General features: G+C 65.9%; 24 protein-coding genes. 15 read left to right on the forward strand and 9 right to left on the reverse strand.

Annotation, left to right across the window (positions count from 1 at the left end):
- Positions 1 to 50 precede the first annotated feature (50 nt).
- Genes pstS through phoU form a run of 5 tightly spaced genes read left to right on the forward strand, consistent with a single transcriptional unit; the run spans position 51 to position 4470 of the window.
- Positions 51 to 1148: a phosphate ABC transporter substrate-binding protein PstS gene (pstS, locus tag WEG36_07950; protein ID MEX1257533.1), complete on the forward strand. Its 1098-nt coding sequence runs from the start codon at positions 51 to 53 to the stop codon at positions 1146 to 1148.
- Entirely contained in the window at positions 1145 to 2071 is a 927-nt protein-coding gene (gene pstC, locus WEG36_07955) for a phosphate ABC transporter permease subunit PstC (protein ID MEX1257534.1), read from the forward strand. The genes pstS and pstC overlap by 4 nt, the downstream gene beginning before the upstream one ends.
- Positions 2068 to 2955 carry a phosphate ABC transporter permease PstA gene (gene pstA, locus WEG36_07960; GenBank protein ID MEX1257535.1) on the forward strand — a complete coding sequence of 296 codons (888 nt, stop codon included), beginning with the start codon at positions 2068 to 2070 and terminating at the stop codon, positions 2953 to 2955. Before pstC ends, pstA begins: the two co-directional genes overlap by 4 nt.
- A gap of 28 nt (positions 2956 to 2983) precedes the next feature.
- Positions 2984 to 3742, forward strand: a complete 759-nt coding sequence (gene pstB, locus WEG36_07965; protein ID MEX1257536.1) for a phosphate ABC transporter ATP-binding protein PstB — start codon at positions 2984 to 2986, stop codon at positions 3740 to 3742.
- Positions 3739 to 4470, forward strand: a complete 732-nt coding sequence (gene phoU / locus WEG36_07970; protein ID MEX1257537.1) for a phosphate signaling complex protein PhoU — start codon at positions 3739 to 3741, stop codon at positions 4468 to 4470. The genes pstB and phoU overlap by 4 nt, the downstream gene beginning before the upstream one ends.
- A 49-nt stretch (positions 4471 to 4519) precedes the next feature.
- Here the strand turns inward: phoU and WEG36_07975 are convergent, their stop codons facing one another.
- Positions 4520 to 5284: a response regulator transcription factor gene (locus WEG36_07975; protein ID MEX1257538.1), complete on the reverse strand. Its 765-nt coding sequence runs from the start codon at positions 5282 to 5284 to the stop codon at positions 4520 to 4522.
- A gap of 317 nt (positions 5285 to 5601) precedes the next feature.
- Between WEG36_07975 and WEG36_07980 the strand changes: the two genes are divergently transcribed.
- The 5 genes from WEG36_07980 (at position 5602) to WEG36_08000 (ending at position 11448) form a co-directional block, all read left to right on the forward strand.
- Positions 5602 to 8349 carry a TonB-dependent receptor gene (locus WEG36_07980; protein MEX1257539.1) on the forward strand — a complete coding sequence of 916 codons (2748 nt, stop codon included), beginning with the start codon at positions 5602 to 5604 and terminating at the stop codon, positions 8347 to 8349.
- 49 nt (positions 8350 to 8398) lie between these two features.
- Positions 8399 to 9850 carry a hypothetical protein gene (locus tag WEG36_07985; GenBank protein ID MEX1257540.1) on the forward strand — a complete coding sequence of 484 codons (1452 nt, stop codon included), beginning with the start codon at positions 8399 to 8401 and terminating at the stop codon, positions 9848 to 9850.
- A gap of 111 nt (positions 9851 to 9961) precedes the next feature.
- Positions 9962 to 10615, forward strand: coding sequence for a hypothetical protein (locus tag WEG36_07990; protein MEX1257541.1), 654 nt, complete (start codon positions 9962 to 9964; stop codon positions 10613 to 10615).
- Between the two features lie 132 nt (positions 10616 to 10747).
- On the forward strand, positions 10748 to 11008 hold the full coding sequence (locus WEG36_07995; protein ID MEX1257542.1) for a type II toxin-antitoxin system prevent-host-death family antitoxin: 261 nt from the start codon (positions 10748 to 10750) through the stop codon (positions 11006 to 11008).
- Complete coding sequence (locus tag WEG36_08000; protein ID MEX1257543.1) at positions 11005 to 11448, forward strand: type II toxin-antitoxin system VapC family toxin; 444 nt, start codon at positions 11005 to 11007, stop codon at positions 11446 to 11448. The genes WEG36_07995 and WEG36_08000 overlap by 4 nt, the downstream gene beginning before the upstream one ends.
- Before the next feature lie 9 nt (positions 11449 to 11457).
- Here the strand turns inward: WEG36_08000 and WEG36_08005 are convergent, their stop codons facing one another.
- Positions 11458 to 12459 carry a sugar phosphate nucleotidyltransferase gene (locus tag WEG36_08005; protein ID MEX1257544.1) on the reverse strand — a complete coding sequence of 334 codons (1002 nt, stop codon included), beginning with the start codon at positions 12457 to 12459 and terminating at the stop codon, positions 11458 to 11460.
- 183 nt (positions 12460 to 12642) lie between these two features.
- Between WEG36_08005 and WEG36_08010 the strand changes: the two genes are divergently transcribed.
- The 5 genes from WEG36_08010 to WEG36_08030 are packed head-to-tail and all read left to right on the forward strand — an operon-like array spanning position 12643 to position 17642.
- Complete coding sequence (locus WEG36_08010) at positions 12643 to 13389, forward strand: SIMPL domain-containing protein (GenBank protein MEX1257545.1); 747 nt, start codon at positions 12643 to 12645, stop codon at positions 13387 to 13389.
- Positions 13386 to 13805: a DUF1499 domain-containing protein gene (locus tag WEG36_08015; GenBank protein MEX1257546.1), complete on the forward strand. Its 420-nt coding sequence runs from the start codon at positions 13386 to 13388 to the stop codon at positions 13803 to 13805. Before WEG36_08010 ends, WEG36_08015 begins: the two co-directional genes overlap by 4 nt.
- Before the next feature lie 38 nt (positions 13806 to 13843).
- Positions 13844 to 15100, forward strand: a complete 1257-nt coding sequence (locus WEG36_08020) for a dicarboxylate/amino acid:cation symporter (protein ID MEX1257547.1) — start codon at positions 13844 to 13846, stop codon at positions 15098 to 15100.
- 4 nt (positions 15101 to 15104) lie between these two features.
- Positions 15105 to 16070: a hypothetical protein gene (locus WEG36_08025; GenBank protein MEX1257548.1), complete on the forward strand. Its 966-nt coding sequence runs from the start codon at positions 15105 to 15107 to the stop codon at positions 16068 to 16070.
- Between the two features lie 3 nt (positions 16071 to 16073).
- Entirely contained in the window at positions 16074 to 17642 is a 1569-nt protein-coding gene (locus tag WEG36_08030) for a DUF445 family protein (protein ID MEX1257549.1), read from the forward strand.
- A gap of 16 nt (positions 17643 to 17658) precedes the next feature.
- Here WEG36_08030 and WEG36_08035 read toward each other — a convergent pair whose 3' ends face one another.
- The 7 genes from WEG36_08035 to WEG36_08065 all read right to left on the reverse strand — a co-directional run bounded on the left by WEG36_08035 (position 17659) and on the right by WEG36_08065 (position 23738).
- Positions 17659 to 17895, reverse strand: a complete 237-nt coding sequence (locus WEG36_08035) for a hypothetical protein (GenBank protein ID MEX1257550.1) — start codon at positions 17893 to 17895, stop codon at positions 17659 to 17661.
- 4 nt (positions 17896 to 17899) lie between these two features.
- Positions 17900 to 18040, reverse strand: a complete 141-nt coding sequence (locus tag WEG36_08040; GenBank protein ID MEX1257551.1) for a hypothetical protein — start codon at positions 18038 to 18040, stop codon at positions 17900 to 17902.
- Between the two features lie 140 nt (positions 18041 to 18180).
- Entirely contained in the window at positions 18181 to 19911 is a 1731-nt protein-coding gene (locus WEG36_08045; GenBank protein MEX1257552.1) for a hypothetical protein, read from the reverse strand.
- Positions 19908 to 20696, reverse strand: coding sequence for an ABC transporter ATP-binding protein (locus WEG36_08050; GenBank protein MEX1257553.1), 789 nt, complete (start codon positions 20694 to 20696; stop codon positions 19908 to 19910). Before WEG36_08050 ends, WEG36_08045 begins: the two co-directional genes overlap by 4 nt.
- A complete protein-coding gene (locus WEG36_08055) occupies positions 20693 to 22237 on the reverse strand; it encodes a transglutaminase-like domain-containing protein (protein MEX1257554.1) in 1545 nt (514 codons plus the stop codon). Before WEG36_08055 ends, WEG36_08050 begins: the two co-directional genes overlap by 4 nt.
- Complete coding sequence (locus WEG36_08060) at positions 22234 to 22752, reverse strand: macro domain-containing protein (protein MEX1257555.1); 519 nt, start codon at positions 22750 to 22752, stop codon at positions 22234 to 22236. The genes WEG36_08055 and WEG36_08060 overlap by 4 nt, the downstream gene beginning before the upstream one ends.
- Positions 22749 to 23738 (reverse strand): tetratricopeptide repeat protein, encoded by a 990-nt coding sequence (locus WEG36_08065; protein MEX1257556.1) that lies wholly within the window; start codon positions 23736 to 23738, stop codon positions 22749 to 22751. The genes WEG36_08060 and WEG36_08065 overlap by 4 nt, the downstream gene beginning before the upstream one ends.
- Positions 23739 to 23740: the final 2 nt, after the last annotated feature.

Here is a 23740-nt window from a genome sequence, read left to right on the forward strand (position 1 = left end):
CACCAACTTTAGATGCACTTTAGAGAGCTTGAAACCACGGGAGAGGGTCAATGAACCGAGCGAACGGACGTATCATGCGGTCCCTGTTAGGCGTGGTTTTCCTCTTGGGAGTCGCGGGGTGTGGAGGCGGGAGCGGCACGGAGGGACGAGCGCCGACGCTCACGGGCGCGGGTGCCACCTTCCCGATGCCCCTCATCACCCTCTGGAGCAGCGAATACGAGACGGCCACGGGCGGCCGGGTGAACTACAATTCGATCGGCTCCGGCGGCGGGATCCGCGCGCACACCGACAAGACGGTGGACTTCGGTGCCTCCGAGGCACCGCTCACGGCGGAGCAGTTCGCGACGGCGGCCGGCACGTTGACGCTCCCCTTCACGATCGGGACCGTGACCGTCGCCTACAACCTTCCCGGAAACCCTGAGCTCCGGCTCACCCCGGACGTTCTGGCTGACATCTATCTCGGCCGAGTCACGCGGTGGAACGACCCGCGGCTCCTCGAGGTCAACCCGGGCGCCACTCTCCCCGACGAAGCCATCGTGGTCGTGCACCGATCCGACGGCTCCGGGACGACCTACGTCTTCACGGATTACCTGAGCAAGGTGAGCCCCGCCTGGAGCGAATCGGTGGGATTCGCGACCTCGGTCGCCTGGCCTCTCGGAATTGGAGGAAATGGGAACGAGGGTGTGGCGGGCGCGATCCAGAACAACCCTCACTCGCTCGGCTACATCGAGCTCTCCTACGCGAGCAGCCTCGGCCTCCCGACCGCCGCGATCCGCAATCAGGCGGGGAACTTCATCAAGCCCTCGCTCGAAGCCGGAACCGCCGCCGCGGCCTCGGCGGTAAACATCCTTCCCGCCGGCCATGAGGCCTGGAGCGAGGTGTCTTTCACGGATGCGGTGGGGCCCGATTCCTATCCGATTTCCTCCTTTTCATACTTCCTGGTCTACGAGGACCTCGGGGTCATGGGAAACCAGATGACTCCGGCGCGAGCCGAGGCGATCGTCCGCTGGCTGGAGTGGGCGGTGACCGAGGGACAGGCGTACAATAATGACGTGAACAACGCCACTCTCCCCGAAAACGTACGGGCGCTCAATCTCGAGACGCTCGACCGGATCCACCTGAATGGCGAACGCGTGAGAAGCTGGTGACGGAAGCGGGAGGCGGAGGGTTCCGCAGGCATTGGTTCCGTTATGTGACGGGTGCCCTCGCGGCGCTCGTCGTTCTCGTGACGATCCTCATCGTTTTCCGACTCGTGCTGGATTCGCGTCCCACCTGGAGCGAGTGGGGACTTGCCTTCGTCACGCGAACGGAGTGGGATCCGGTCCGGGGGGACTTCGGAGCGCTTCCCTTCATCGTGGGCACGCTTCTCACGAGCCTGATGGCGCTGGTCATTGCACTCCCGATCAGCCTCGGCATCGCGATCCTCCTGTCCGAATACGCGCCGCGGCAGCTCCGCGACCCGCTGATCTTCGTGGTCGAGCTCCTCGCGGCGGTCCCGTCCGTCGTTTTCGGCCTCTGGGGGATCTTCGTCCTAGCCCCCCTCGTCCAGCAGCATGTCGTGCCCCTCATCGCCTCGAGCCCACTCGGCTTCTTCCCCTTCTTCGGGGAACCCGGCCCGGGCTACAACCTGTTCACCGCCAGCCTGATCCTCGCGATCATGATCATCCCGATCATCGCCTCCCTCAGCCGCGAGGTCCTGATGGCCGTCCCCCGCGAGCAAAAGGAGGGCGCTCTCGCCCTCGGCGCGACCCGGTGGGAAGCGGTGCGCCACGTGGTCCTCGCCTATGGGCGACCGGGGATCTTCAGCGCCGCCGTGCTCGGGCTCGGGCGTGCGCTGGGCGAGACGATGGCCACGACGATGACGATCGGGAACAGTCTCGGATTGACCTTCGACTACTTCCAGCCCGGGAACTCGATGACGGCCATCATCGCGAACGAGCTCCGCGAAGCCGCATCGCGCCTGCACGTGAGCTCGCTCGTCGCGATCGGCCTCATCCTCTTCGCCGTCTCGTTCCTCTTGAACACGATGGGACGGTTGATCCTCATGCGGGTTCAGGCGAGAGGCGTATGAGCTCGCACCCCATTGCCGCGGCCGAGTCCATGCCGACGCGCCTGCGGCTCCGACTCCTTCGGGACCACATCCTCGTCGCCCTCTGTATCGCGGCCCTCCTCTGCGCCGTGGTCCCTCTCGTGTGGGTCCTCTGGGAAGTCATCGCTGTCGGCGCCGCGCATATCTCGTTCGAATTCCTGACGGCCCTTCCCGCTCCCCCGACGGTCGGAGGCGGGGGCTGGGGCAACGCGATTGTGGGATCGGTCGTCGTCGTGGGGATGGCCATGCTGATTGGCGTCCCCGTGGGAGTCGGGACCGGGATTTACATGAGCGAGTTCGGAAACAACGCCCTCGGAAGAAGTGCGCGTTTCCTTTCCGAAGTGATGGCGGGGATTCCCTCAATCATCGCCGGCATTGTCGCATACGGTCTCATCGTGGTGACCATGGGACGGTTCAGCGCCATGTCGGGCGGTGTCGCGCTCGCGGTCCTCTTTATCCCGGTGGTCGCGATCACGACGCAGGAAGCGCTCCGGCTCGTCCCGGTGGACCAGCGCGAAGCCTCCTTCGCCCTCGGGGTCGCCGACGCCCCGACGACGCTTCGCGTCGTTCTCCCGGCCGCGATGGGAAATGTCCTGACCGGGATCATGCTCGCGACCGCGCGGATCGCCGGCGAAACGGCCCCCCTCCTCTTTACGGCATTCAACAGCCGCTACTGGATGGAAGGGCTCGACCAGCCGACGGCCACGATGCCGGTGAACATCTATTCGTATGCGATCAGCCCGTTCGAGCACTGGCACGAGCAGGCCTGGGCCGGCGCCCTCGTTCTTGTGGCGATGGTGTTGCTCACGAACGTGGTGGCCCGGACATTGTGGGCGCGCCGTGCCCGCTTCATTGCCGGCCGCTGATCCGCCGGAAAAAAGGGAGAATCGAGCCGTGGCCGAGGCCATCACCACACGTTCGCTGAGCGTCTCCTTCGGGGGACGCCCGGCAGTGAACAACGTGGATATGAGCATCGCGGCGAGAAACGTCACCGCCATCATCGGTCCGAGCGGATGTGGGAAGACGACCTTCCTGCGCTCGATCAACCGGATGCATGACTACGCCCCCACTGCCCGCGTCACGGGGAGCGTTTTTCTCGGAGACCAGGACATCTACGCGAACGGGATGGATCCGGTGCAACTCCGGACCAAGGTCGGGATGGTCTTCCAGCGGCCGAATCCATTCCCCACGATGAGCATCCGAGACAACATTCTCTTCGCACCGAAGCGGCACGGAATCGTGAAGGGCCCCGAGATGGACGCGATGGTCGAGCGAGTCCTTCGGCATGCGGCTCTTTGGGACGAGGTGAAGGACCGCCTCCACCACAGCGCGACGAGCCTCTCCGGGGGGCAACAGCAGCGCCTCTGCATCGCTCGGGCGCTCGCAGTTCGTCCCCAGGTGCTCCTCATGGACGAGCCGGCGAGCGCCCTCGATCCGACCGCGACGCAGAAAATCGAAGACCTGATCTACGAGCTGAAGCAGGACTACACGATCGTGATCGTGACGCATAACATGCAGCAGGCGGCGCGTGTCTCCGACTTCACGGCCTTTTTCTACCTCGGCGAGCTCGTGGAATTCGGGGAGACGAATTCCCTCTTTACGAATCCACGCGAGGAGCGGACCGAAGCCTACATCACGGGGAGATTTGGATGAGCCCTACCAGCGGCGCCCGCCACCTTTCCGACGACCTCGAGACCCTCAAGGCCCGGCTCCTGGAGATGTCGGTCATGGTCGAGGACCTCCTTCGCATCGCGGTGGAGTCCCTCGCCGAACGCGACGAGGTCAAGGCGCGCAGCGTGGAAGAGGGAGACCGGTCGGTGGACGCGATCGAGCTCGAGCTCGACGAGGCCTCGATCAATATGCTCGCGCTCCATCAGCCTGTGGCTCGGGACCTTCGCCTGATCACGATGGCGATGCGGATCTCGAGCGACCTCGAGCGGATCGGGGATCACGCGGTCAATGTCGCTCAGGCGGTGAAACATGTCGGGAAATATCCAACCCTTGGGCGATTTCCCGAGCTCGGCGAAATGGCGCGCCTGACGCGCCAGATGCTGACGGACGCCCTGGACGCCTTCACGCGGGGAGACGCGGCCCTCGCCAGAGACGTGCGCCGCCGTGACGACCGGGTGGATGCGCTTCAGGATTCGCTGATCCGGATCCTCCTCACGCACATGATGGAAGATCCCCGCCGAATCGGTTCCGCGATCTCGCTCCTCCTGGTGAGTCGCAACCTCGAACGGGTGGCCGATCTCGCGACGAACATCTCCGAGGACGTCGTCTTCATGGTGGAGGGGCGCTTCATTAAACACGGGGGACCGGCCGCCGCCGGAAAAGACGCGGCAGATCAGAGCCCACCCGTGGCGGAAGGTCCGGTAAGCTGACGGGACGCCGGACGCGAAACCGCCGTATAGGCCCGAGCGGCCTCACGGCTCAGTCGGGAAGCGCGGCCCCGGGCACCCTCAGGCGGTAACCGAACCCCCGGACGGTTTCGACGCAGTTCCCCATCTCGCCCAGCTTGGCCCGGAGTCGGTGGATGTGCATGTCCACCGTTCTCGTCTGAAGGCGTTCCGCCACGGTCGAATTCACATCCCAAACCCGCTCGAGGAGCCGACGCCGACTCTGCGTTCGTCCGCGTCCCTCCATCAGGGTGCGGAGGAGACGAAACTCGGTCGGAGTGAGGTCGAGCCCCTCGCCGTGTATCGTGACGCCGTGGGCCACGTCGTCGAGGACCAGCGGTCCTATCCCCAGGAGCCGCCCGCCCGACTCGCCCCCCCCCAGCTCCGACCTCCGCAGAATGGAACGCACCCGGAGCACCAGCTCGCGGGGGGAGAATGGCTTCGTGAGGTAGTCGTCGGCACCGAGCTCGAGCCCCTGGATCCGGTCTTCCTCTCCGCGTTTGGCGGTGAGGATGAGGACGGGGAGGAGGCGGGTGTTCAACTCGGTCCGGAGCGTGCGTAGGATCTCGTCCCCTGACATCCCAGGGAGCATGCGGTCGAGCACGACCAGGTCGGGAACTTCCCGGCCGATCGCCGCGAGCGCCTCCGCACCGGTCAGCGCCGTCTCTACGCGGAAACCCTCCCGGGTGAGCTGATAGGCGACGAGCGCGGCGATGTCGGGCTCGTCTTCCACGACGAGCACTCGCGCGGAGGAATGAACCCCGGAGCTTCTCGCTTCGGTCACTGCCCTGGCGGTCACGTCGAACATCTCCTGGACTCCGTCTACGGTGCGGGGCGGAAGCAGGGATCCATCCCGGTTTCACCGGTGACGCCCCGTGTCACCTGCCGCGTCATCGTACGGTAGGGCGCTCCCGTAACGGTGGCGGAAAGTCCAGGTCACAAGCTCGTAACTCACGCTCCGTGCCGGGTGTCACGGCAACGTGATTCGGGCACTACACAACCGTTACACGAGCGCCCGTGGGACTGTGACAGTGCCCCCAGATCTTCCTTCCCTCGGCATGGAGGACTCCACGTCGGTCGCGTGGAGCAGCGAAGAAACCAGAGGGAGCCAGCCAAATGAAGCTTTTCACGCGATTAGCCTCGATCACTTTCGCCCTGGCGCTGACGGTGACTCACGCCGCGGCAGTCCAAGCGCAACAAGAAGGCCCCGCTCGTGGCCGGATCATGGGACAGGTCAAGAGCCAAGAGACCGGCGCCTCGTTGTCCGGCGCGCAAATCCAGATCGAGGGCTCACCGAGAGGGACGCTCTCGGGGATTGAAGGGCGGTATCAGATGGACGACCTCCCGGTCGGCCCCCTCTCTCTCCGGGTCACCTATCTCGGATACGCCGCCAAGGTGATTTCCGGGGTCGAGATCGTGGCGGGCCAGACCGCTCGGCTCGACGTGACGCTCGAGCGGCAGGCGGTTGAGATGGCTGCGATCACCGTGACGGCCCAGCAGGAGCGGGGGAGCTCGGTGACCCTGATCGGGGCGCAGCGGAGCGCCATCTCGCTGGTGAGCGCGATCTCCGCGGAGCAGATCGGCCGGTCCCCGGATGGGGACGCGGCCGCGGCGATGCAGCGGGTCAGCGGCGTGACGGTGCAGGACGGGAAGTTCGTGCAGGTTCGCGGAATGGGTCAGCGGTATACCACCAGCTCGCTCAACGGATTGCGAATTCCGAGTCCGGATCCCGAGCGGAAGACGGTCCCTCTCGATCTCTTCCCCTCCGGCCTGATTCAATCCATCTCCACGAGCAAGACCTTCACGCCCGATCAGCCGGGCGACTTCTCGGGTGGATCCGTGGACATTCGGACACCCGACTTCCCCACGCGCCGCACGTATTCCCTCTCGATCGGAAGCGGATATCACCCGGACGTGGTGGGAAACACCCTCCTCGTGGCGCCGTCGGCCGGAACCGAATGGCTGGCGTCGGGCGCGAACGCGAGATCCCTCCCGGCCGCCGCGCGCAATTTCTCGGGCACGGAAACGAGGGGGCCCGAAGTCAACTCCATCGTCAACTCCTTCCGGAACGCATGGAGCGTCAGGGAAAAATCCGGACGGCTTCCGGCATCTCTTTCGGCTTCGATCGGCGGCTCGGGGGACTTCATGGGCCGGACGATCGGCTACCTGGGCTCGGCGAGTTACTCGAACAGCCAGGAAGTGAAGCTCGAGCAACGCCGTGCTCGCTGGGCCGCAGGCGACTCGGAGGTGGACCGATACGACGGCGAAGCAAGCGCAGGCACGGTGTCCATGGGCGCTCTCCTCAATCTCAGCCTCCTCTTCGGTTCCCACTCGCAGGTCCACCTGAACAACACGATGAGTCGGAGCGCCGACGACCAGGCGCGGCGCGAGATCGGTTTCGATGAGAACTCCGCCTCGACCGTTCAGGTCGAGCGGCTCTCCTACGTCGAGCGGACGGTGCGATCCCACCAGCTCCAGGGAGAGCACCAACTCGGGCTCCGACATCGCCTGGACTGGTTGGTCTCGAACTCCGCGGTGTCCAGGTCGGAGCCGGATCGCTCGGAATTCGTGACCTGGCTCGACCCTGAACAGCCGATCTGGCTCAAGAACTTCGAGGGCGCGGTGCGCACCTTCGGTTCCCTCGACGAATCGGCCTTGGAGGGATCGGCGCGTTACGCGTTCACGTTCGGAGGCAATCCGGGGCAGCCGAACCGAATCAACATAGGCGTCGGACACCGCCGGGTCGGGAGGGACGCGGAGAGCATCGGCTTTCGGATCCAGCCCTTCTTCTGGTCGCCGAGCGATGAGCGGTGGCAGATGGCGCCGGAAGAGATCTTCGACGGCCGCTTCGCTCAGGAAGGAGACTCGATTTTCATCCTCGCTCCGGAACAGGCGGGAGGGTCCTACGACGCGGACGATCGGCTCTATTCCGGCTTCCTGATGGGTGAGGTGAACGTCACGGAGCGACTCCGTCTGATCGGTGGAGTGCGCGTCGAGAATTACGAGCTGGACTTGAACGCCGTAAACGCGGTGGGAGTTTCCAGTGACGTCACGAGGAGCTACACGGACTTCCTGCCCGCCCTCTCCGCTCTCATCCAGCTCCCGGGTGAACAGCAAGTTCGGCTGTCGGCATCGCAAACGCTCGCTCGCCCCGAGTATCGCGAGCTCGCGCCGATCAACTACCGGGAGGTGTTAGGTGGAGAACAGGTTCGCGGCGACGCGAATCTCGAGCGAACCCTCATCCGCAACCTGGACCTGCGGTGGGAGTGGTACCCGCGCGTCGGCGAGGTCATCTCGGTGGGTATCTTCGGGAAGTGGTTCGAGAACCCGATCGAGGAGCGATACATCGGGGGATCGGGCACGAGTACGCGAACCTTCGCGAACGCCGAAAGCGCGGCGAACTTCGGGGTGGAGTTGGACGTCAATCGGAGCCTCGACTGGATTCATCCGGCTCTCGAGCCGCTCTCCGTGTTCGGCAACCTGACCCTGATGAAGAGTGAGGTGGACACGGGCCAGGAGGGCGAAGAGGCACGCGCCCTCGTCGGGCAGGCACCCTACGTGGTGAACTCGGGGCTCACCTACTTCAATGCCCTTCGAGGCCTCAGCGCCACGGTCCTTTTCAACGTCGTGGGCGACCGAGTCCTGAACGCCCGTGCGGTAGGGGCAACCTACGAGGACGTGGTCGAGCGTCCTCGCCCTCTCGTGGACCTCTCGTTTCGGTTTCCGGTGATCGGAGCCGCCTCGGGAAAGCTGGACCTCAAGAACATCCTCGACTCCCCGTATGAGGTCCTCCAGGGACCCATCGTACGAGACTATCACCGGAGTGGGCGCAGCGTCTCCTTCGGACTCTCGTGGCAGTGGTAACGCGACGCATGACGCGGACCGGAAAACTCAACCTCAGGAATGCGAGATCATGAGAACCAGCGCAGGCAAGCTCGTCGGACTCTTGGCCCTCGTCACGCTTCTCGTGGCGTGCGACAGTAGCCACCCGGTGGACCCGGGACCGCCTTCTAATTGTGACCCGGGCGTCCTCTGCGAGAACGTCACCCAAAACCGCACCCTTCACGCCGACACCGTCTATACGATCTCCGGATTCATCCAGGTCACGAACGGCGCCCAGCTGACGATCCAGGTCGGCACACGAATCGAGGGCGACTTCGATATACCCGGGTCTTCTCTATTCATCACGCGCGGATCACGGATCGTGGCCAACGGTACGGCCATGAACCCGATCGTCTTCACCTCGTCGCGCCCGGTTGGACAGCGGCGTCCGGGCGACTGGGGCGGTCTCATCCTCGTCGGGAATGGGATCATCAATCGGGGCAGCCCCTCCATCATCGAAGGCACCGGGACGAGCGAGGCGAATCCGGAACAGAATTATGCCGGGGGTACGGATAACAATGACAATTCCGGCACCCTCCGGTACGTCCGGGTCGAGTTCGCCGGTTTCCCGGCGGCCGAAAACCAGGAGCTGAACGCGCTCACGATGGCGGCGGTGGGAAGCGGCACGACGATCGAATTCGTGCAGGTTCTCCTCGGGCTGGACGACTCGTTCGAGTGGTTCGGAGGCGCCGTGAACGCACGCAACCTCATCTCATACGAAGCCGGCGACGACCACTTCGACGCGTCCGAGGGCTACGCCGGGAACGTGCAGTACATGATCGCTTTCCAGTCCTTCCAGCCGGAACCGCGTGCGGGGATCGCCGGCGGGGTCGCGAGCGACCCGCAGGGATTTGAGAACGACGGGTGCGCGGCCGGGACCTGCAATGGTGGGAACAACAACGAAAACGCTCAGCCCTTCACCGTGCCGGTATTTGCGAACTTCACCCTGATCGGTGCCCCGCTGGGAGCGTGGGAATCGAGCTCCGGAAATATCGGAATGATGCTCCGCCGGGGAGTGGGCGGGCTCTACGTGAACGGTGTGGTGGCCCGTTACAGCCGCGCGGGAATCTCAATCCGGGGCGACAACACGAATCAGCGGCGGGTGGACAACCTCCTCGCCGTTCGAAACGTCTACCTGACGGAAGTGACCAGCACCTTCCAGGGCGGCCCAGCCCCCGGGTCGGGCACGGGCGCGCAGCACTCCCTGGATCTGGGCGCCAACGCCATCGAAGCCGGGGTCGCGGCTTCACTGGGCCTTTTCATGGCCGTGCCCGCGAACACGGTGGGCGCCACGGCGGCGAACTTCGACTGGCGGCCGGCGGCTGGCTCTCCGATCGCGACGGGCGGGTTGAACAGCTTCGCCGGCCTTTCGGCGGCCCTCCAGGCAGCAGCCGCGGGCGTAGTGCCGACGACGTATCGCGGCGCCGCGGCACCCGGTGGTGACCAGTGGTGGGCCGGCTGGACCCATTACGCCCGCAACTGACCGTTCAGAGCACTCGGGGATCCCAGCCGCTTCGTGCGACCGGGATCCCCGAGAGGCTCACCTCTCCTATCCTGACGTCGGGAATCGACGCTCCCCTCGCTCCGCTTCGAGATGCTTACCCGTTCGTTCAAGCCTTCCGTGATCGTGATGACCGGGCTCGTCGCCTGCGTGACCGTCGCCTGCGACGTCCCCGAAGCCGGCTCGGCTACCTCCACGGACCTCAGGCCCTGGTGGGAACAAGAGGGCCTTCCTCCTCCTTCGCACGTGGACAGTCTCTTCTCGATCGAGGAGGAGTTGCGCCGCTTTCGCATGGGACTGGGGGAGGTCGCCGAGCTCGCCGGAGGTGCCCCGTCTCGAGATGGTCTCGTGGACACGTTTATTGAAGCCCTCGAGTCCGCGAACGCCTTTAGGCTCGCTGGGCTTGTTATGACGCGTGCCGAGTTCGCATGGGTCTACTATCCACATAGTTGGAACACCCAGCCCCCTTACGACCTTCCTCCCGATCTTCTCTGGTCGCACCAGCAGAACTACAGCTCCCGCGGTCTCTCCCGACTGCTCCAGAGATACGGCGGTCGAACGCTTCATTCCACGGGGCACCGATGTCCCGATGAAGACGGCGAGCCTCTGGGACCCGGAAGGATCTGGACCGGCTGCACCGTGATTGGAAAGCTTCCCACCGGCGAAGAGGTCGAGGAGCGCCTCTTCGGCGGCATCGTCGAGTTCGGCGGACGCTTCAAGCTCCTCTCCTTCGCGAACCAGCTGTAGCGGGCCCGAGCTGCCGCGGGCATCCTCCCCCACCGCGAGATCATTGCCGTCAGAGCCCTTTTTTGATTAGACTGGTCTTAGACTAGTCTCTAATTTTCTTCCGACGCGGCCCTGCTTCCGGGATACGAGTCGATGGAAGGTCTGACCAAGAGCGAAGTGGGTGCCTACGAGGCAAAGACGCGCCTCGCGGAGCTCCTCGATCGCGTGGAATCGGGAGAGCGGGTCACGATCACCCGGCACGGGCGTCCGGTCGCGCAGCTCATCCCCATCCCGGGTGGGGCGGAAGAAACGGTGGACGAGGCGGTGAAGGCGCTCCTCGCTTTCCGCGCGGGGCATTCGCTCGGACCCAACCTCTCCGTCGGCGACCTGATTCGAGAAGGGCGGAAGGGGTGAGCTTCGTCCTCGACGCGACGGTCGCCCTCGCGTGGTGTTTCGGACAGGAGACGGGGACCGGACCCGACGATGGCAGCTACGCGGGACGCGTGTTGGAGGCGCTCCGGACACAGAACGCGGTCGTGGCCCCGCTCTGGACACTGGAGGTGGCCAACGGACTCCTCACCGCGGAGCGGCGCGGTCGGGTCCGGGCGGACGAAGCCATCCGGGCGACACGGCTCCTCCTCGCTCTCCCCCTCTCGCTGGAGCCGGTGGAGCGATCCCGGGCCGGCGCGGCCATCTTCCGCCTGGCCCGGACCCGCGCGCTCAGCGCCTATGACGCCGCTTACCTGGAACTGGCGATCCGCCTCGGCCTACCGATCGCGACGCTCGACCGGAACCTCCGGATCGCTGCGGGGACGGAGGGTGTGGAGCTCTTTCGGCCGGGCCGCAGCCGGTAGATGAGGAGGTCATCCTTCGCCCCGCACCTCGGAAAACGCCCCCACATTCACCTGGCCACGCATGCGGGCGACGAGGGAGCCCGGTCCGATCATCGAATTCTCCAGGCGACTTCCTCGCACCACGGCGCCCTCCCCGACGATGCAGTGAGAAAGTGTCGAGTCTTCCACGACGGCGTCCGCCTCCACGGTGACGTTTGGACCGAGCGCCACCGTGCGGAGCTTCGCGCCGGCTTCGATCCGGACCGGCTCCATGATGTCGGTGTCCTCGAGAGAGGCGTCCGGAGAAATCCCGCCGCGAGTCGTGGCGAGAAGGTGATGATTGGTTCCGAGGAGGGTCTCCATTTTTCCGCAATCGTACCACCCCCCGACCGCGGCCGTCCGGATCTTCGCGCCCTTGTCCACCATGTACTGGAACGCGTCGGTGAGGAACCACTCCCCCCCCGGCCCGGGCGGCGCATCAATCACGTGGTGAATCCCTTCGAAGAGGAGCTTCCAGTCGCGAATGTAGTAGAGGCCGATGTTCGCGAGCTTCGAGACCGGCTCCGTCGGCTTCTCGATGATCTTCCGCATGGATCCGTCTTCCCCGGTGACGATCACGCCGAATCGCTGGTAGTCCTCAACCTCTTTCGCCCAGATCACTCCAGCCCAATCCGAAGGCAGAGTCTTCGCCAGCGAGAGGTCGGCGTCGAAGAGGGTATCCACGAACACGATCAGGACCTCGTCGTCCGCAAAGGGCTCGGCGAGCCTGATCGCTCCCGCGGTCCCGTCCTGCACCTCCTGGAGGACGTAGTGCGCGACGATCCCCGGATACTCGCGGGCGATGTATTCCTCGATCACCTCGCGAAGGTAGCCGACGATGAACACGAATTCCTCGATCCCGAGGGCGATGAGGTCGTCCATGATGTAGCTCATCACGGGACGCCCGCCCACCTTCACGAGGGGCTTCGGCGTGGTGAGGGTGTGGGGACGGAGCCGCGTGCCCTTCCCTGCGAGGGGGATGATCGCTTTCATGGCGGGAGGTCGGTCGGGAGAGGCGCCGAGGCGCGCGAGAAGGGCCGGTCAGCCGGCGGACGGAGAAGGATAGGACGCCCCGAATCGGCTTTCAACCCGGGGAACCGATGGGGCACGCAACCGATACTAGGGAGCGGATGGACCAAGTCCCGAGTCCCTCCCCCCCGGACCACGGAGCGCCCCATGAGCTCGCCATGCCCGCATCACTTCTCAGCTGCCCTCGTCCTCGTCGCCATGCTTTTCCTACCGGCACCCGCCACATCCCAACAGGAGGACGATGACGGCTCCCACTTGACCGTCACGGGAATAGGCCAGATTGACGCTTCGCCGGATCGGGTTCGCATCTTTTTCGCGGTCGAGTCCGAGGGGGCGACGGCCCGGGAAGCGGGCGAAAAAAACGCGACTCTCATGACGGCCGTGACGGCGGCGGTGCGGGAGGCCGGCTCGGGGCTCCCGGGCTTTCGCCTCGAGACCTCCGGGTACAATCTCTTCCCCCGGTACGGCCCGGCTCGAGCCAATCTCCCGCAGGAGATCGTGGGCTACGTGGCACGCAACACGGTCGCCGTCGCCGCGGACGACGTGGAAGGCGCGGGCCCCCTCATTGATGCCGCGCTGGGCGCGGGCGCCAACCGCGTCTCCGGGCTCCGCTTCGAGGTGAGTGAACCCGAGCCCCACCGGCACGCGGCGGTTCAGGAGGCCGTGGCCTCTGCACGGGCCGAGGCGGAGGTCATGGCCGCGGCGCTGGGGATGCGGCTCGGGCCTCCGGTGGACGTCCAGGGAGGCGCCGACACTTATTACCCGGTGCCGATGATGGAAATGGCCGTACGCTCCATGGACATGGCGCAGGCGCCACCGACCCCGATCGAAGCCGGGGAGCAGACGGTGACCGCGCGAGTGACGATCCGTTTTCGGCTGGACCCCGTGCCTTGACGGCCCGCCGGCGCCCGGGGGAGCGAACCCGCCCGAACCATCCGAATCCGGAGCTTCGGGGGCGCCGGTACGCGATTCCCTTCGACAGGGTCTGGGCGGCCGCCCTGAAGCTGATCGAGGATGGAGGGCGGCGCTGGATGCTCCTGGAGGCGAACGACCAGGCCGGCTTCATCCGTGCCGAGGCCCAGACCCTCCTCTTTCGTTTCACCGACGACGTGCTCGTCCAGATCGGACTCGACGTGGACGCGCAGACCCGGGTGGACGTAACTTCCCGCTCCCGTAAGGGGAAGACCGACCTGGGGACGAATGGCCGCCGGATCCGCAAGTTCCTGCGCGCACTCGATCGGGCCCTCGACGCGCGGCCCGAGCTGGTTCTCCCTCCCGAGGACGGACTGCCGGTAACATTTCCCGAATGACGGGCTCGGCGACTTCCCCCCAACCGGAGCCCGGACCGATGGACCAAGAAGCACCAAGGCCCTGGTATCGTCGCCTGCATTGGCAGGTCCTGATCGCGATGGGCCTGGGCATCGCGGCGGGAGCGCTTTTCGGCCCGTCGCTCGCCGATCGGATCGGATGGATCGGGGACCTCTTCATGCAACTCCTCCGCATGATCATCGTCCCCCTCGTATTGGCCTCGATCGTTTCGGGAGTCGCCTCGCTCGGCGGGGGGCGCGACCTCGGCCGCCTCTTCGGAAAGACGCTCGGCTACTACGTCTTTTCGAGCCTTCTCGCCATTCTGGTGGGCCTCGTCTTCGTGAACCTGATCCGTCCCGGGGTCGGGTCGGACCTCGCGGGACTCGCCGAAAACGAGCTTCCCGTCCTGGCCACACCGGGGTCGCCGGTGGAGCTCATCCTCGACGTCGTTCCGACGAATGTGATCGCTGCGGCCGCAAACGCGGACATGCTGGCGCTCATCTTCTTCGCGATCGTCTTCGGGGTCGCGATCACCGCGCTCCCCGGGCGTTCGCGGACCGTGTTGACCGACCTCTTCGAGGCGCTCTTCGCCGCGATGATGCGGCTCACGGAGGGGATCATCCTCTTCCTCCCGATCGGCGTGTTCGCGCTGATCACCCGGATGGTCGCGAGCACCGGCTTCGAGGGATTCCGCGCGCTGGCGCTCTACATGGCCACCATCGCGACGGGGCTTACCTTCCACCTCTTCGTGAGTCTTCCGCTCCTCCTGATCCTCCTCGGCCGGATTTCGCCGAAGATCCACTTCGCGAACATGCGGGAGGCGCTCCTCGTCGCCTTTTCGACGAGCTCATCCGGCGCCACGCTCCCCGTCACGATGAATGTGGTGGAGACGAAAGTCGGAGTGTCCAACCGGGTTGGGGCCTTCGTCCTCCCGATGGGTGCGACCATAAACATGGACGGGACGGCGCTCTTCGAGTGCGTCGGCGCACTCTTCATCGCGCAGGTGCTCGGGTTCGACCTCACCATCGTCCAGCAGGCGATCGTGGTGATAACCGCCCTTCTCGCTTCCATCGGGGCTGCTGCCGTCCCCTCCGCCGGGCTGGTGGTGATCTTCATCGTCCTCGAGGCGATCAACCTCCGGGGTCCCGAGGTGAATCTCGTCGTGGGTGCGATGCTCGCGATCGATCGTCCCCTCGACATGTTCCGCACGGCGGTGAACGTCTTCAGCGACTCGTGCGGCGCCGCGATCATCGCCCGTTCCGAGGGGGAAGAGGGCGTGGACACGGAGATCCGGTAGCCCCGTGCGCTCGTCCGTCGTGGCGTTTCTCATCCTCGTGGCATCGGCCGCCGTGGGATGCGGGGGCAGTGACACATCCACGCCCGACTCCGCGGCCGCGGAAGGAAACGGTTCGGCTCCAGGCGACACGGGGTCCCCGCCCGTCGAGCAGATCTTCGACCGAGAGTTTCTCTTCGCCGGTGCCGCACCTGATTCCCTCGTCCACATCCCCTGGTTCTTCCAGGCACGGGTCCGGCCAGACGGCGTGCGCCGGGAGATTCACGCCTGGCTCGCGCGAGAAGGAGGGTGGGAGGCTTTAGCGCACGAAGAGAGTGGCGGCCCTTTCGCTCGAGCACCCTGGCGCATTCTCCCGGGCGAACATGTGCGGCTGACCGTCGGCGAAGGCGACCGGATCGATGCGATTCGGCTGCGCGATCCGGGCCGTGAGGTCGAGACGCGAATCGGCGAATTCATTACCGACTGGACCCGGCCAGGGTCCGATCCGGCGCGACTGTTCGCAGGCGAAGCGCTTTTTCCTTCCGGCCGCGTGCGAGGGTTCGTCCTCGAGGTGAATCGGAGGTGGGAATCCCCTGGTGAAGCGCCGGGCGACTGGGTCTTTCTCCACGGCGGAGGCCTCTTTCAACTTTTCCTCGAAGAGCTGGCCCCGCTCGGGAACCCCCGCTCGCCGGGAAACTACCGGGGATGGAGCCGAATTGCCTTCCAGAACGCGCTTTGGAACGAGATCGAAGTTTCGTGGGAGGAGTTTCGCCCCTTTGAGCCGGCGCGCCGGGACATCCCGCATGCCTGGGTCCTCAACACGGAAGGCGGCGAGGTCACCGGCCTTCTCCAGGCGGTGAGCTCGCATCTCACGGCCGGGGAGGGGGCGAGTCCAATCCTTCCCCTCTCGGGCTTCTTCGAAGTCCAGGGAGAGGTGACGGTTCGTGGCGAGATCTTTTCGGTGAACGGAGTCGTTCGCCACCGGCAGTACTGAGCAGTGCGCCCCGAGGTCGTTCAGGCACTCGTCACGATCCTCTTCGGCGCGCTCGCCGGTGGACTCACGAACACGGTCGCAGTATGGATGCTCTTTCACCCGTACGATGCGCCGCGCATCGGACGGCTCCGCCTGAGCTTTCTCCACGGAGCCATCCCCAAGAATCAGGGGCGGCTCGCGGATGCGATCGGGCGTGTGGTGGGAAGTCGCCTCCTGACGCAGGAGGATCTCACGGGCATCCTCTCCAGTCCGGAGTTTCGAGAGGCTTTCGACCGACGCCTCCAGTCCTTTCTACAGGAGGTGCTGGAGCGCGACCGGGGTCCGCTCCGGGAAATTCTTCCCGCCGAGGCACGCGAGGAAGTGGACCGGCTCCTCGAGGACGCGGCAGGGCTCCTGGCCGGGCGCCTCGAAACCTGGCTCGACTCATCCGCCTTCGAAGCGTCGGTGGAGAGCCGTGTCGGGGAGTTACTGGTGCGGGTGGCCGACCATCCGGTTTCCGAGATCCTCACTCCGGCGCGGGAAGCCGCGCTAGCCACCACGGTGGACGAATGGCTCACGCTCGTCTCAGAACGGGAGGGGTTCCGCGCGGCGGTGGATGACTACCTCGATCGGGCGATCGTGACCTTTCTTCGGGAGGATCGGACTTTCGAGGAAGTTCTTCCCGCGGGGCTCGTCGCATCTTTCGAAAAGGCGCTCGCCGGCTACCTCCCCCTCGCGGTCAAGAAGCTGGGCGGAATCCTGGAGGACCCCGAGGCGCGAGAGCGCCTGGAGACAACCGTACGCGATCTCTTCCAGCGGTTCCTCGGCGACCTGCGATTCCACCAGCGGCTGATGGCCCGGATCCTCGTAACCGAGGAGACGCTCGACCGAGTCCTCGCGACGCTCCAGGCGGAGGGGGCTCACCGCCTCTCGGAGATGCTCCGAGATCCCACGATCCAGGAGGCGATGGCCGCGAAGGTCAACGACGCGGTTCTCGAATTCCTCCGGCGCCCGGTGACGGCGGTCCTCGGACATCCGGGCGACGAAAACGTGAGCAACGCGCGCGATACCGTCGCCTCCTGGGTGCTCGGCGCGGCACGCGACCCGGCGACGCGCGACTTTCTCGTGGGAAAACTGCGCCAGGGGCTCGGAACGGCGGCGAGCGGAAGCTGGGGGGAGCTCCTTCGCCAGCTTCCCGAAGACCAGATTGCTCGGGGGCTCGTCGCCGCGGCGCGGAGCGAACCGGCCCGCCGGGCCTATCGGGAAGCCGTAACGCGGGCGCTCGTCGGTGTGCTCGACCGGCCGATCGGGCGGCCGGCCGACTGGCTCCCCCCCGGCTCCACGGAGCGGCTCCAGCGCGCCCTCTCGGAACCGCTCTGGGGATGGCTCCAAGGGCAGAGTCCGCACGTCGTGAAGACCCTCGACGTGGGGCGGCGGGTGCAGGAAAAGGTGAGCGCCTACCCGATGGAGAAGCTGGAGGAGCTGGTTCGGCGCGTAACTGACCGGGAACTCCGATTGATCGTCCGACTGGGGTACGTCCTCGGGGCGATCATCGGCGGAGCACTCGTCGCCGTGGATATGCTGCTGACCTGAGGGCTCGAAAGCCCGTTCAGCGAAGATCGAAGGGGCGGCGGGCGCTCCCGCGTCGCCGCCGGTGGGATCCCCGCTCGACGTTTTTCTGCAGAAGATTCAGGAAGGTAAAGTGCCGCTTGACCGTCTGGTGCTCCCCTTCTTCGGACAGGCGCTCCTCGATCTCCTCGAGCGGTTGTTCGTACCGCCTCGGCATTCCCAGCCAGATTCCGTACGCGAGCGCCGCGACCAGCGAGGCCCCGATGAGCCAATCCATCGTTTCAGTCCTTCCTGAATTTCTCCAGGAGAAAGACGCCGAGCCCGGCGCTGAGGAGAATCGGGATCAGATTCGTCCCCACGGCGACCAGGGCAACGACGACCCAGAACACCAAGTGGATGAAATCATACCCTCCAGGAAGCATTTCGGTCTCCGGATGTCGGGTGGGGCGGGCTCGGGTGCGACGCCTTGAGGCGCGGCGCGATGGTTCGCCTTTCGTTCGAGGAAATATGCCGCCCTCCCGCACCCCTGTCGAGGTCGAGGGGCCGTACTCGGGAAGTCCCCCTAGGCGCCGTCGCCGACGAAGACTTCGCCCTCCCGGATGCGCTTCGCGCCCGCCTTCAGCGAGACCGCAACGACAAGCAGGGTGAGAACCACGGCGCCTCCCATTCCCGCGAGAAGGGGGAGGAGGCCGGCCTCCCGAACGTCGTCCCCACCCAGCCGCGCCTGGAGAAACCGGCTCATCGGCCACGCCTCGAGGACAATCACGACCCCGAGATAGACCACCGCCGACATCATGAAAAGGAGACCGCCGAAGGAGGTGGGGATCTCCGCGGGGTTTTCAGTCTCGTGGTTCGGATAAAACGCACCGAGCGCGAGAGCCATCCCCGTGAAGGCGAAGGTGATCCCCATCATCGTCAACGTGGAGACGAGCATCAGGAAGGGAGCGACCCCGAGAAAAAGGTTCGTCACCAGGATGAGGGGGAGAGCCACGAAAAGAAGTGGGATCGTGCCGACCCAATACTTCACCCAGAATAGCTTGGCCGCTTCGAGAGGCGAGGATCGGAGGAGCCAAGTCATCTTCCCCTCGAGAGACATCGCGGGAAAGACGAAGCGGGCGGCGACGGCGGCGACCACGAAGCCCGCGAGGCCGAGGTTCAGGAATGCGAGAAGATTCACGAGGAAAAAAGAGAGCTGGCCCGAGCTCATCACGGGGAGGACCCGAATGTTGTAGACGTAAACCACGACGAGGACCCCGAGGAGGATGAGCTGGGACCACTGCGTCGTGTCACGAACGAAGACGCGCACCTCCTTGAGAACGAGCTCGCGGGTGGGGAGGCCGAATCCGGCGAAGAGCCTCTCCCAAGGACCTTTACGCGCCCGCCCTTCCCGGCGCTCCGTACCCTCCTGCGCCCGTGAAAAGCCGTCCGGGTAAAACCGCAGGTGGAGCCAGGCGCCGACCACCACGAAAGCGGCGGAGGTTCCGAACAGAAGAAGAAGGGGAAAGACGTCGAAGCGACCGGTGAGCCAGGAGATGAGCGTCCCGGAGGCCCACTCGGAAGGGAGCCAGGGAGAGGTCGGGGTACGGAGCGTCGCCATGAAGTCCACGATGCTCCGAAATTCCTCGGGGCGGACCAGCCGCTCCGGGCGGACGAGACGGATCAGGAGAACCACGGCGGCGACGGCGAAGATTCCGACGAGAGCGAGGAGATCACGAGCGCGACGCGCGGGAAAAGTGTTCACGAGAACGAGGGTCACCGCCGTTCCGGCCACCGCCGGGAGAACGAAATAGGGGATCGTAACGGCCGCCGTGAGGAGGTAGAATCCAGGCCCCGCCCCGTATATCGCCCCGTAGGCCGCGAAGAGCGGAACGACCATGAGCACCACCATCCAGGACGAGTTCACCGCTGTCTCGGTAAGCCGCGCGAGGTAGAGGTGGACGGGGTCCGCGGGCGAGGCGACGAGGAGCTCGAGGTCGCGTGCGAGGAAAAAAGTGGAGAGGGCGGCGATGACGTTCGAGAGGAGGAGGATCATCAGGAAAGTCAGAAGCGCCATCCCGAGGAGCTTCCCGGCGAGAAGCTCCCCGATCCCCTCCGCGCTCCGGAAGTAGATCAGGACCCGGAAGATGAGGGTGAAGGTGAGCCCCCAGAAGACGGCTGTCGCCCCTCCGAGGACAAGGAATTTCGTGAGGCGCCGCTCCCCCTGGAGCGCCTTGTTCACTTTTCCGAGGAGTTTGGGTCGGAGAAGGGACGCAACCCCGACCCGGACCGCTCCATCCGCCACGGACGCGGTCATCTCCTCAACACGTCCTGGAGGTTTTGCACGAGGTCCGCGACCTCGTCCCCTCCGGTCACCTTGAGGAAGATCTCCTCGAGGTGGGCGCCTCCCGCGCCGGCCTGGGCGCGGAGCTCGTCCATCGTGCCCAGTGCGATCACCTTTCCGGCGGCGATGATCGCGATCCGGTCGCAGAGCGCTTCCGCGACCTCCAGCGTGTGCGTGGAGAGGAAGACGGCCCCGCCCTTCTCGACGAAGCCGAGGAGGAGGTCTTTCAGGATCCGCGCGGAGCGGGGATCGAGCCCTACCATCGGTTCGTCCACGACGATGAGATCCGGATCGTGGAGCAGGGCCGAAGAGATGAGGAGCTTCTGCCGCATTCCATGGGAGTAGCTCTCGAGAAGCTCGTCCTTCCAGTCCCAGAGGGAAAAGAGGCGGAGATAGCGCTCGGCCCGCGCTTCGATCTCGGGACCCTCCATCCCCCAGAGTCCCGCGACGAAACGAAGAAACTCGGCTCCGGAGAGCTTTTCGTAGAGGAAGGGGCGGTCCGGGATGTAACCGATCCGCCGCTTCGCCGACCCAGGGGACTCGGCCAGGTCGTCGCCTCCCACCCGGATCGTACCCGCGGAGGGAACCAGCACTCCGGCGATCATCCGGATCATCGTGGTTTTCCCCGCACCGTTTGGGCCGAGGAAGCCGAAGATCTCCCCGCGGTGGACGGCGAGGTCCACCCCGGCGACTGCGGTGAAGGAGCCGTAGCGCTTGACGACTTCCCGGAGCTCGAGGACGGCCGGAGACCCGCTCATGCGGGGGGAACGACCTCGATCGAGAGCGCGCCGATCAAGCGGGCGATCTCGACCTGTTGAGCGAGGCTTCCCGTCGTGAAGCGAAGATGCGTGGCATCGGCCGGAGTCTGACCGAAGGTTGGATCCACGGCGACCCAATCGCCCAGCCAGACCTCGGGCCAAGCGTGGTAAAAGAAACTCCCGTCGAGGTACACGAGCCCGGCGGCCACCCGCGCCGGAAGACCGAGCGATCGGGCGAGCGCCACGAAAAACACCGTGTGTTCATTGCAGTCGCCACGCCCGGACTCAAAGACCTGAAGTGCGCTCGGGAGGGTGAAGGAGACTTCCTTCTCGAGCGCCCGGAAGACGAACATGGTGAGCCTGTCCGCGGTCGTCCTGGGGTTCGCGGACCCTCCGCGGCCCGAGGTCACCTGCCGCGCGAGCCCGGCGATCCGTGGGTCTCCGCTCTGGATGAGTGGCTCGGGCTCCAGCGCCTCGCGGAGGTCCATCCGTGGGTAGGGGAGGGAATAACCCGGATCGATCGTGTCCCATCGCTCCCGGCGCACAATCAGGGTGTCCCCTCTGAGCTCCTGCCTTCCCCCATCGAGGTGAAAGCCCTGGAGCTCGACCCCCGAGAGAACGAAGCGCAACTCGTCGTGGTCGGTGGGAAAGTGCAGGACCACGTTGGAGGCGATCGCGGTCGCGAGGATGACGTCCCGATCGGAAGCGGCGGCCCCGTCGATAACGCGCCCGTCGTCGCGGGCCTGGAGCGCGAGCTCGTAGGGAGTCCGCTCGATCGAAAAGCCCATCGCCGCCGACGACTCGATCATTCGGCCATCCTCATCAATCCAGCTCTCGACGCTCACCCCGCCGAAGGTCTCACGAAGCCGCCAGGCCGTCACGGGCGAAGATTCTCCCGGCTCCCAGCGCCCGCTCGCGGGATCGAGAACGGCGGAATCTGGGAGCATCAGGACCACCTCTTCGAGCACCTCGACATCCACGGCCCGGAGGGAGACGGTGGAAGGATCAAAGACGGAAAGGCGGATCGTCCTCCCTTCCCGGAGCTCCCCCCCCTTTGCGAGGCGGATCGGAAGGGCCGATGCGAGGAGAGGTGCTTCGGGAATTCGGAAGTCGAGCCGTTCCGTGCCTCCCCCGCCATCGATCCGGACGTGGAGGAGAGAGTCCCCCTCGACTTCTCCCGACGCGGCGAAGCTCCCCGCGTCAGAGTCGAGCGAGAAGGAAAACTCCTGCATCGTGAGGGTACGGCTCAGGACGACCCGGGACCTCGCCACGATCCCGCCGGACTGGCCCAGTGCCTGAAGCTCGAGGTTCATCTGATCCTCGAGGAGGAACCCTTCCGGAACGGTGTCGAGCCGCGAGGAGGAAAGCCCGATCGCCTGACTGCCCATCCGGAGCGAGTAGAAATGTGTTCCGGGCGCGAGGGTCAGGGTCGCTGCGGCGAGCCTGGCCAGCTCGGGCTCGAAGTACTCCCGCCGCACGTGCCAGGCGACGAGAAGCCCCCACGCGACCAGGATCCCGGTCGCGAGCGCCCTCCGGTTCACGGGACTTCAGGTGCGGGAAAGACTCGTGCCACTTCCCTGGACAGCGCTTCTTCCCCGTAGGCGTTCATGGCGATGAAATAGAGCTCGTTAGGGAATTCCGCGGACGATGTGTGCTCCCGGACTACTGCACAAAGGATGCCAGCCGCGACTTCGGCGTCGAGGTTGCCCGCTCCGGTGCCCAGCGGCGGGATCACAACTCGCGTCAGCTCCCATTCGGCGGCGTGACGAAGGCCGTTCCTGAGCGCCTTCCGGAGGCGCTCGCCCGAGACGGGCTCCTCGTGCGAACGGAGGACGAGATGGATCAGAAATGGAAAGAGTAGATTCCCTCCGGGGGTTACGAGGGCGCTCCCCACCGGGACCTCCCCGAAGGCCCGAAGGCGAGCGAGGACCGCCGGCCCCGCACCTGCGCCCACCCGCTCGTCCAGCGCAGTGCACGCTTCGAAGTCCGCCCCTACGGACCGGAAGAGCGCATCGGCCTCGACGGCCATCGGGTCGCCGAGGAGGACGCGGATCACCGGACCGAGAGCTCCCGTGCCCGCCGATACATCACCGCGGCCTCCTGATGGAGGTGCTTCTTGTCGTAGAGGACACCGAGAAGGAAGTAGATCCGGGGGTTGTCCGGGCGGATCTCCCGCGCGCGGTCGAGGACGGCGAGGGCCTCATCGACACGCCCCAGGCGGTTCAGCGCCTCACCCCGATAGAAGAGTGCCGTCGCATGCACCGGGTCGCGCTCGCAGACTCGCTGGAGCTCTCCCTCGGCCTGGAGGTAAAGCCCCCTCCGAAAGAAAAGGATCCCGAGGTTCGCGTGCGCGTCGATCGCCGTCGGGTCCGCGCGCAGGACGAGGCGGAGCTTGTGCTCCGCTTCGTCGTACTTGCCGAGCCCCGCGAGCGCGGCGCTCATGTTGGTGAGGAGCTCGGCATTTTCGGGGGCCGACTCCAGAGCGTTCCGGAACTGCACGACCGCAGCGTCGTGGTCGCCCGCGGCGTCCAGGAGGACTCCGAGGTTGTTCCGCGCCTTGAGGTTGCCGGGGTCCAGCGAGAGGGCGAGACGATATAGCGCCATGGCCCGGTCGGTCGCGTTGGTCCGGGCCGCGGCGGCGGCGGCGGCGAGAATCCCCTCCAGGTCGGAAGGCTCCTTCATCTCCTCCCGCGGCGTGGACTCGGTCCGGGCGCGCCGCGGCTTCCTTTGGGGCGACGTCGCCGAAGCCTCCACCTCTCCGAACTCGAAAAGCGCGGGCGTGCGGGCGGCCCGGGGAGCGGGAGCGGTGGAGGGAAGTACAGGAGAGGGGCCGGCCGGCCGGGGCGGGACGTCGGCGCCGGTCGGCGTGGGCACGGGGGGCTCCCGGGGACTCACCGGCGCCGCGGATTCCGCGGACGGCACCGACGGGACCGCGGGGGACGCGGGCTCCCCCGCCGGAGGGGTGGCCACCTGTTCGGCCTCCCCATCCCCCAGCGCGAGCTCGGGAGCTTCGTCGTCCCGAGAAGAGCGATTACGGACCATCG

The sequence above is a fragment of the Gemmatimonadota bacterium genome (genome assembly GCA_040882465.1).
GTDB lineage: Bacteria > Gemmatimonadota > Gemmatimonadetes > Longimicrobiales > Gaopeijiaceae > JBBEBG01.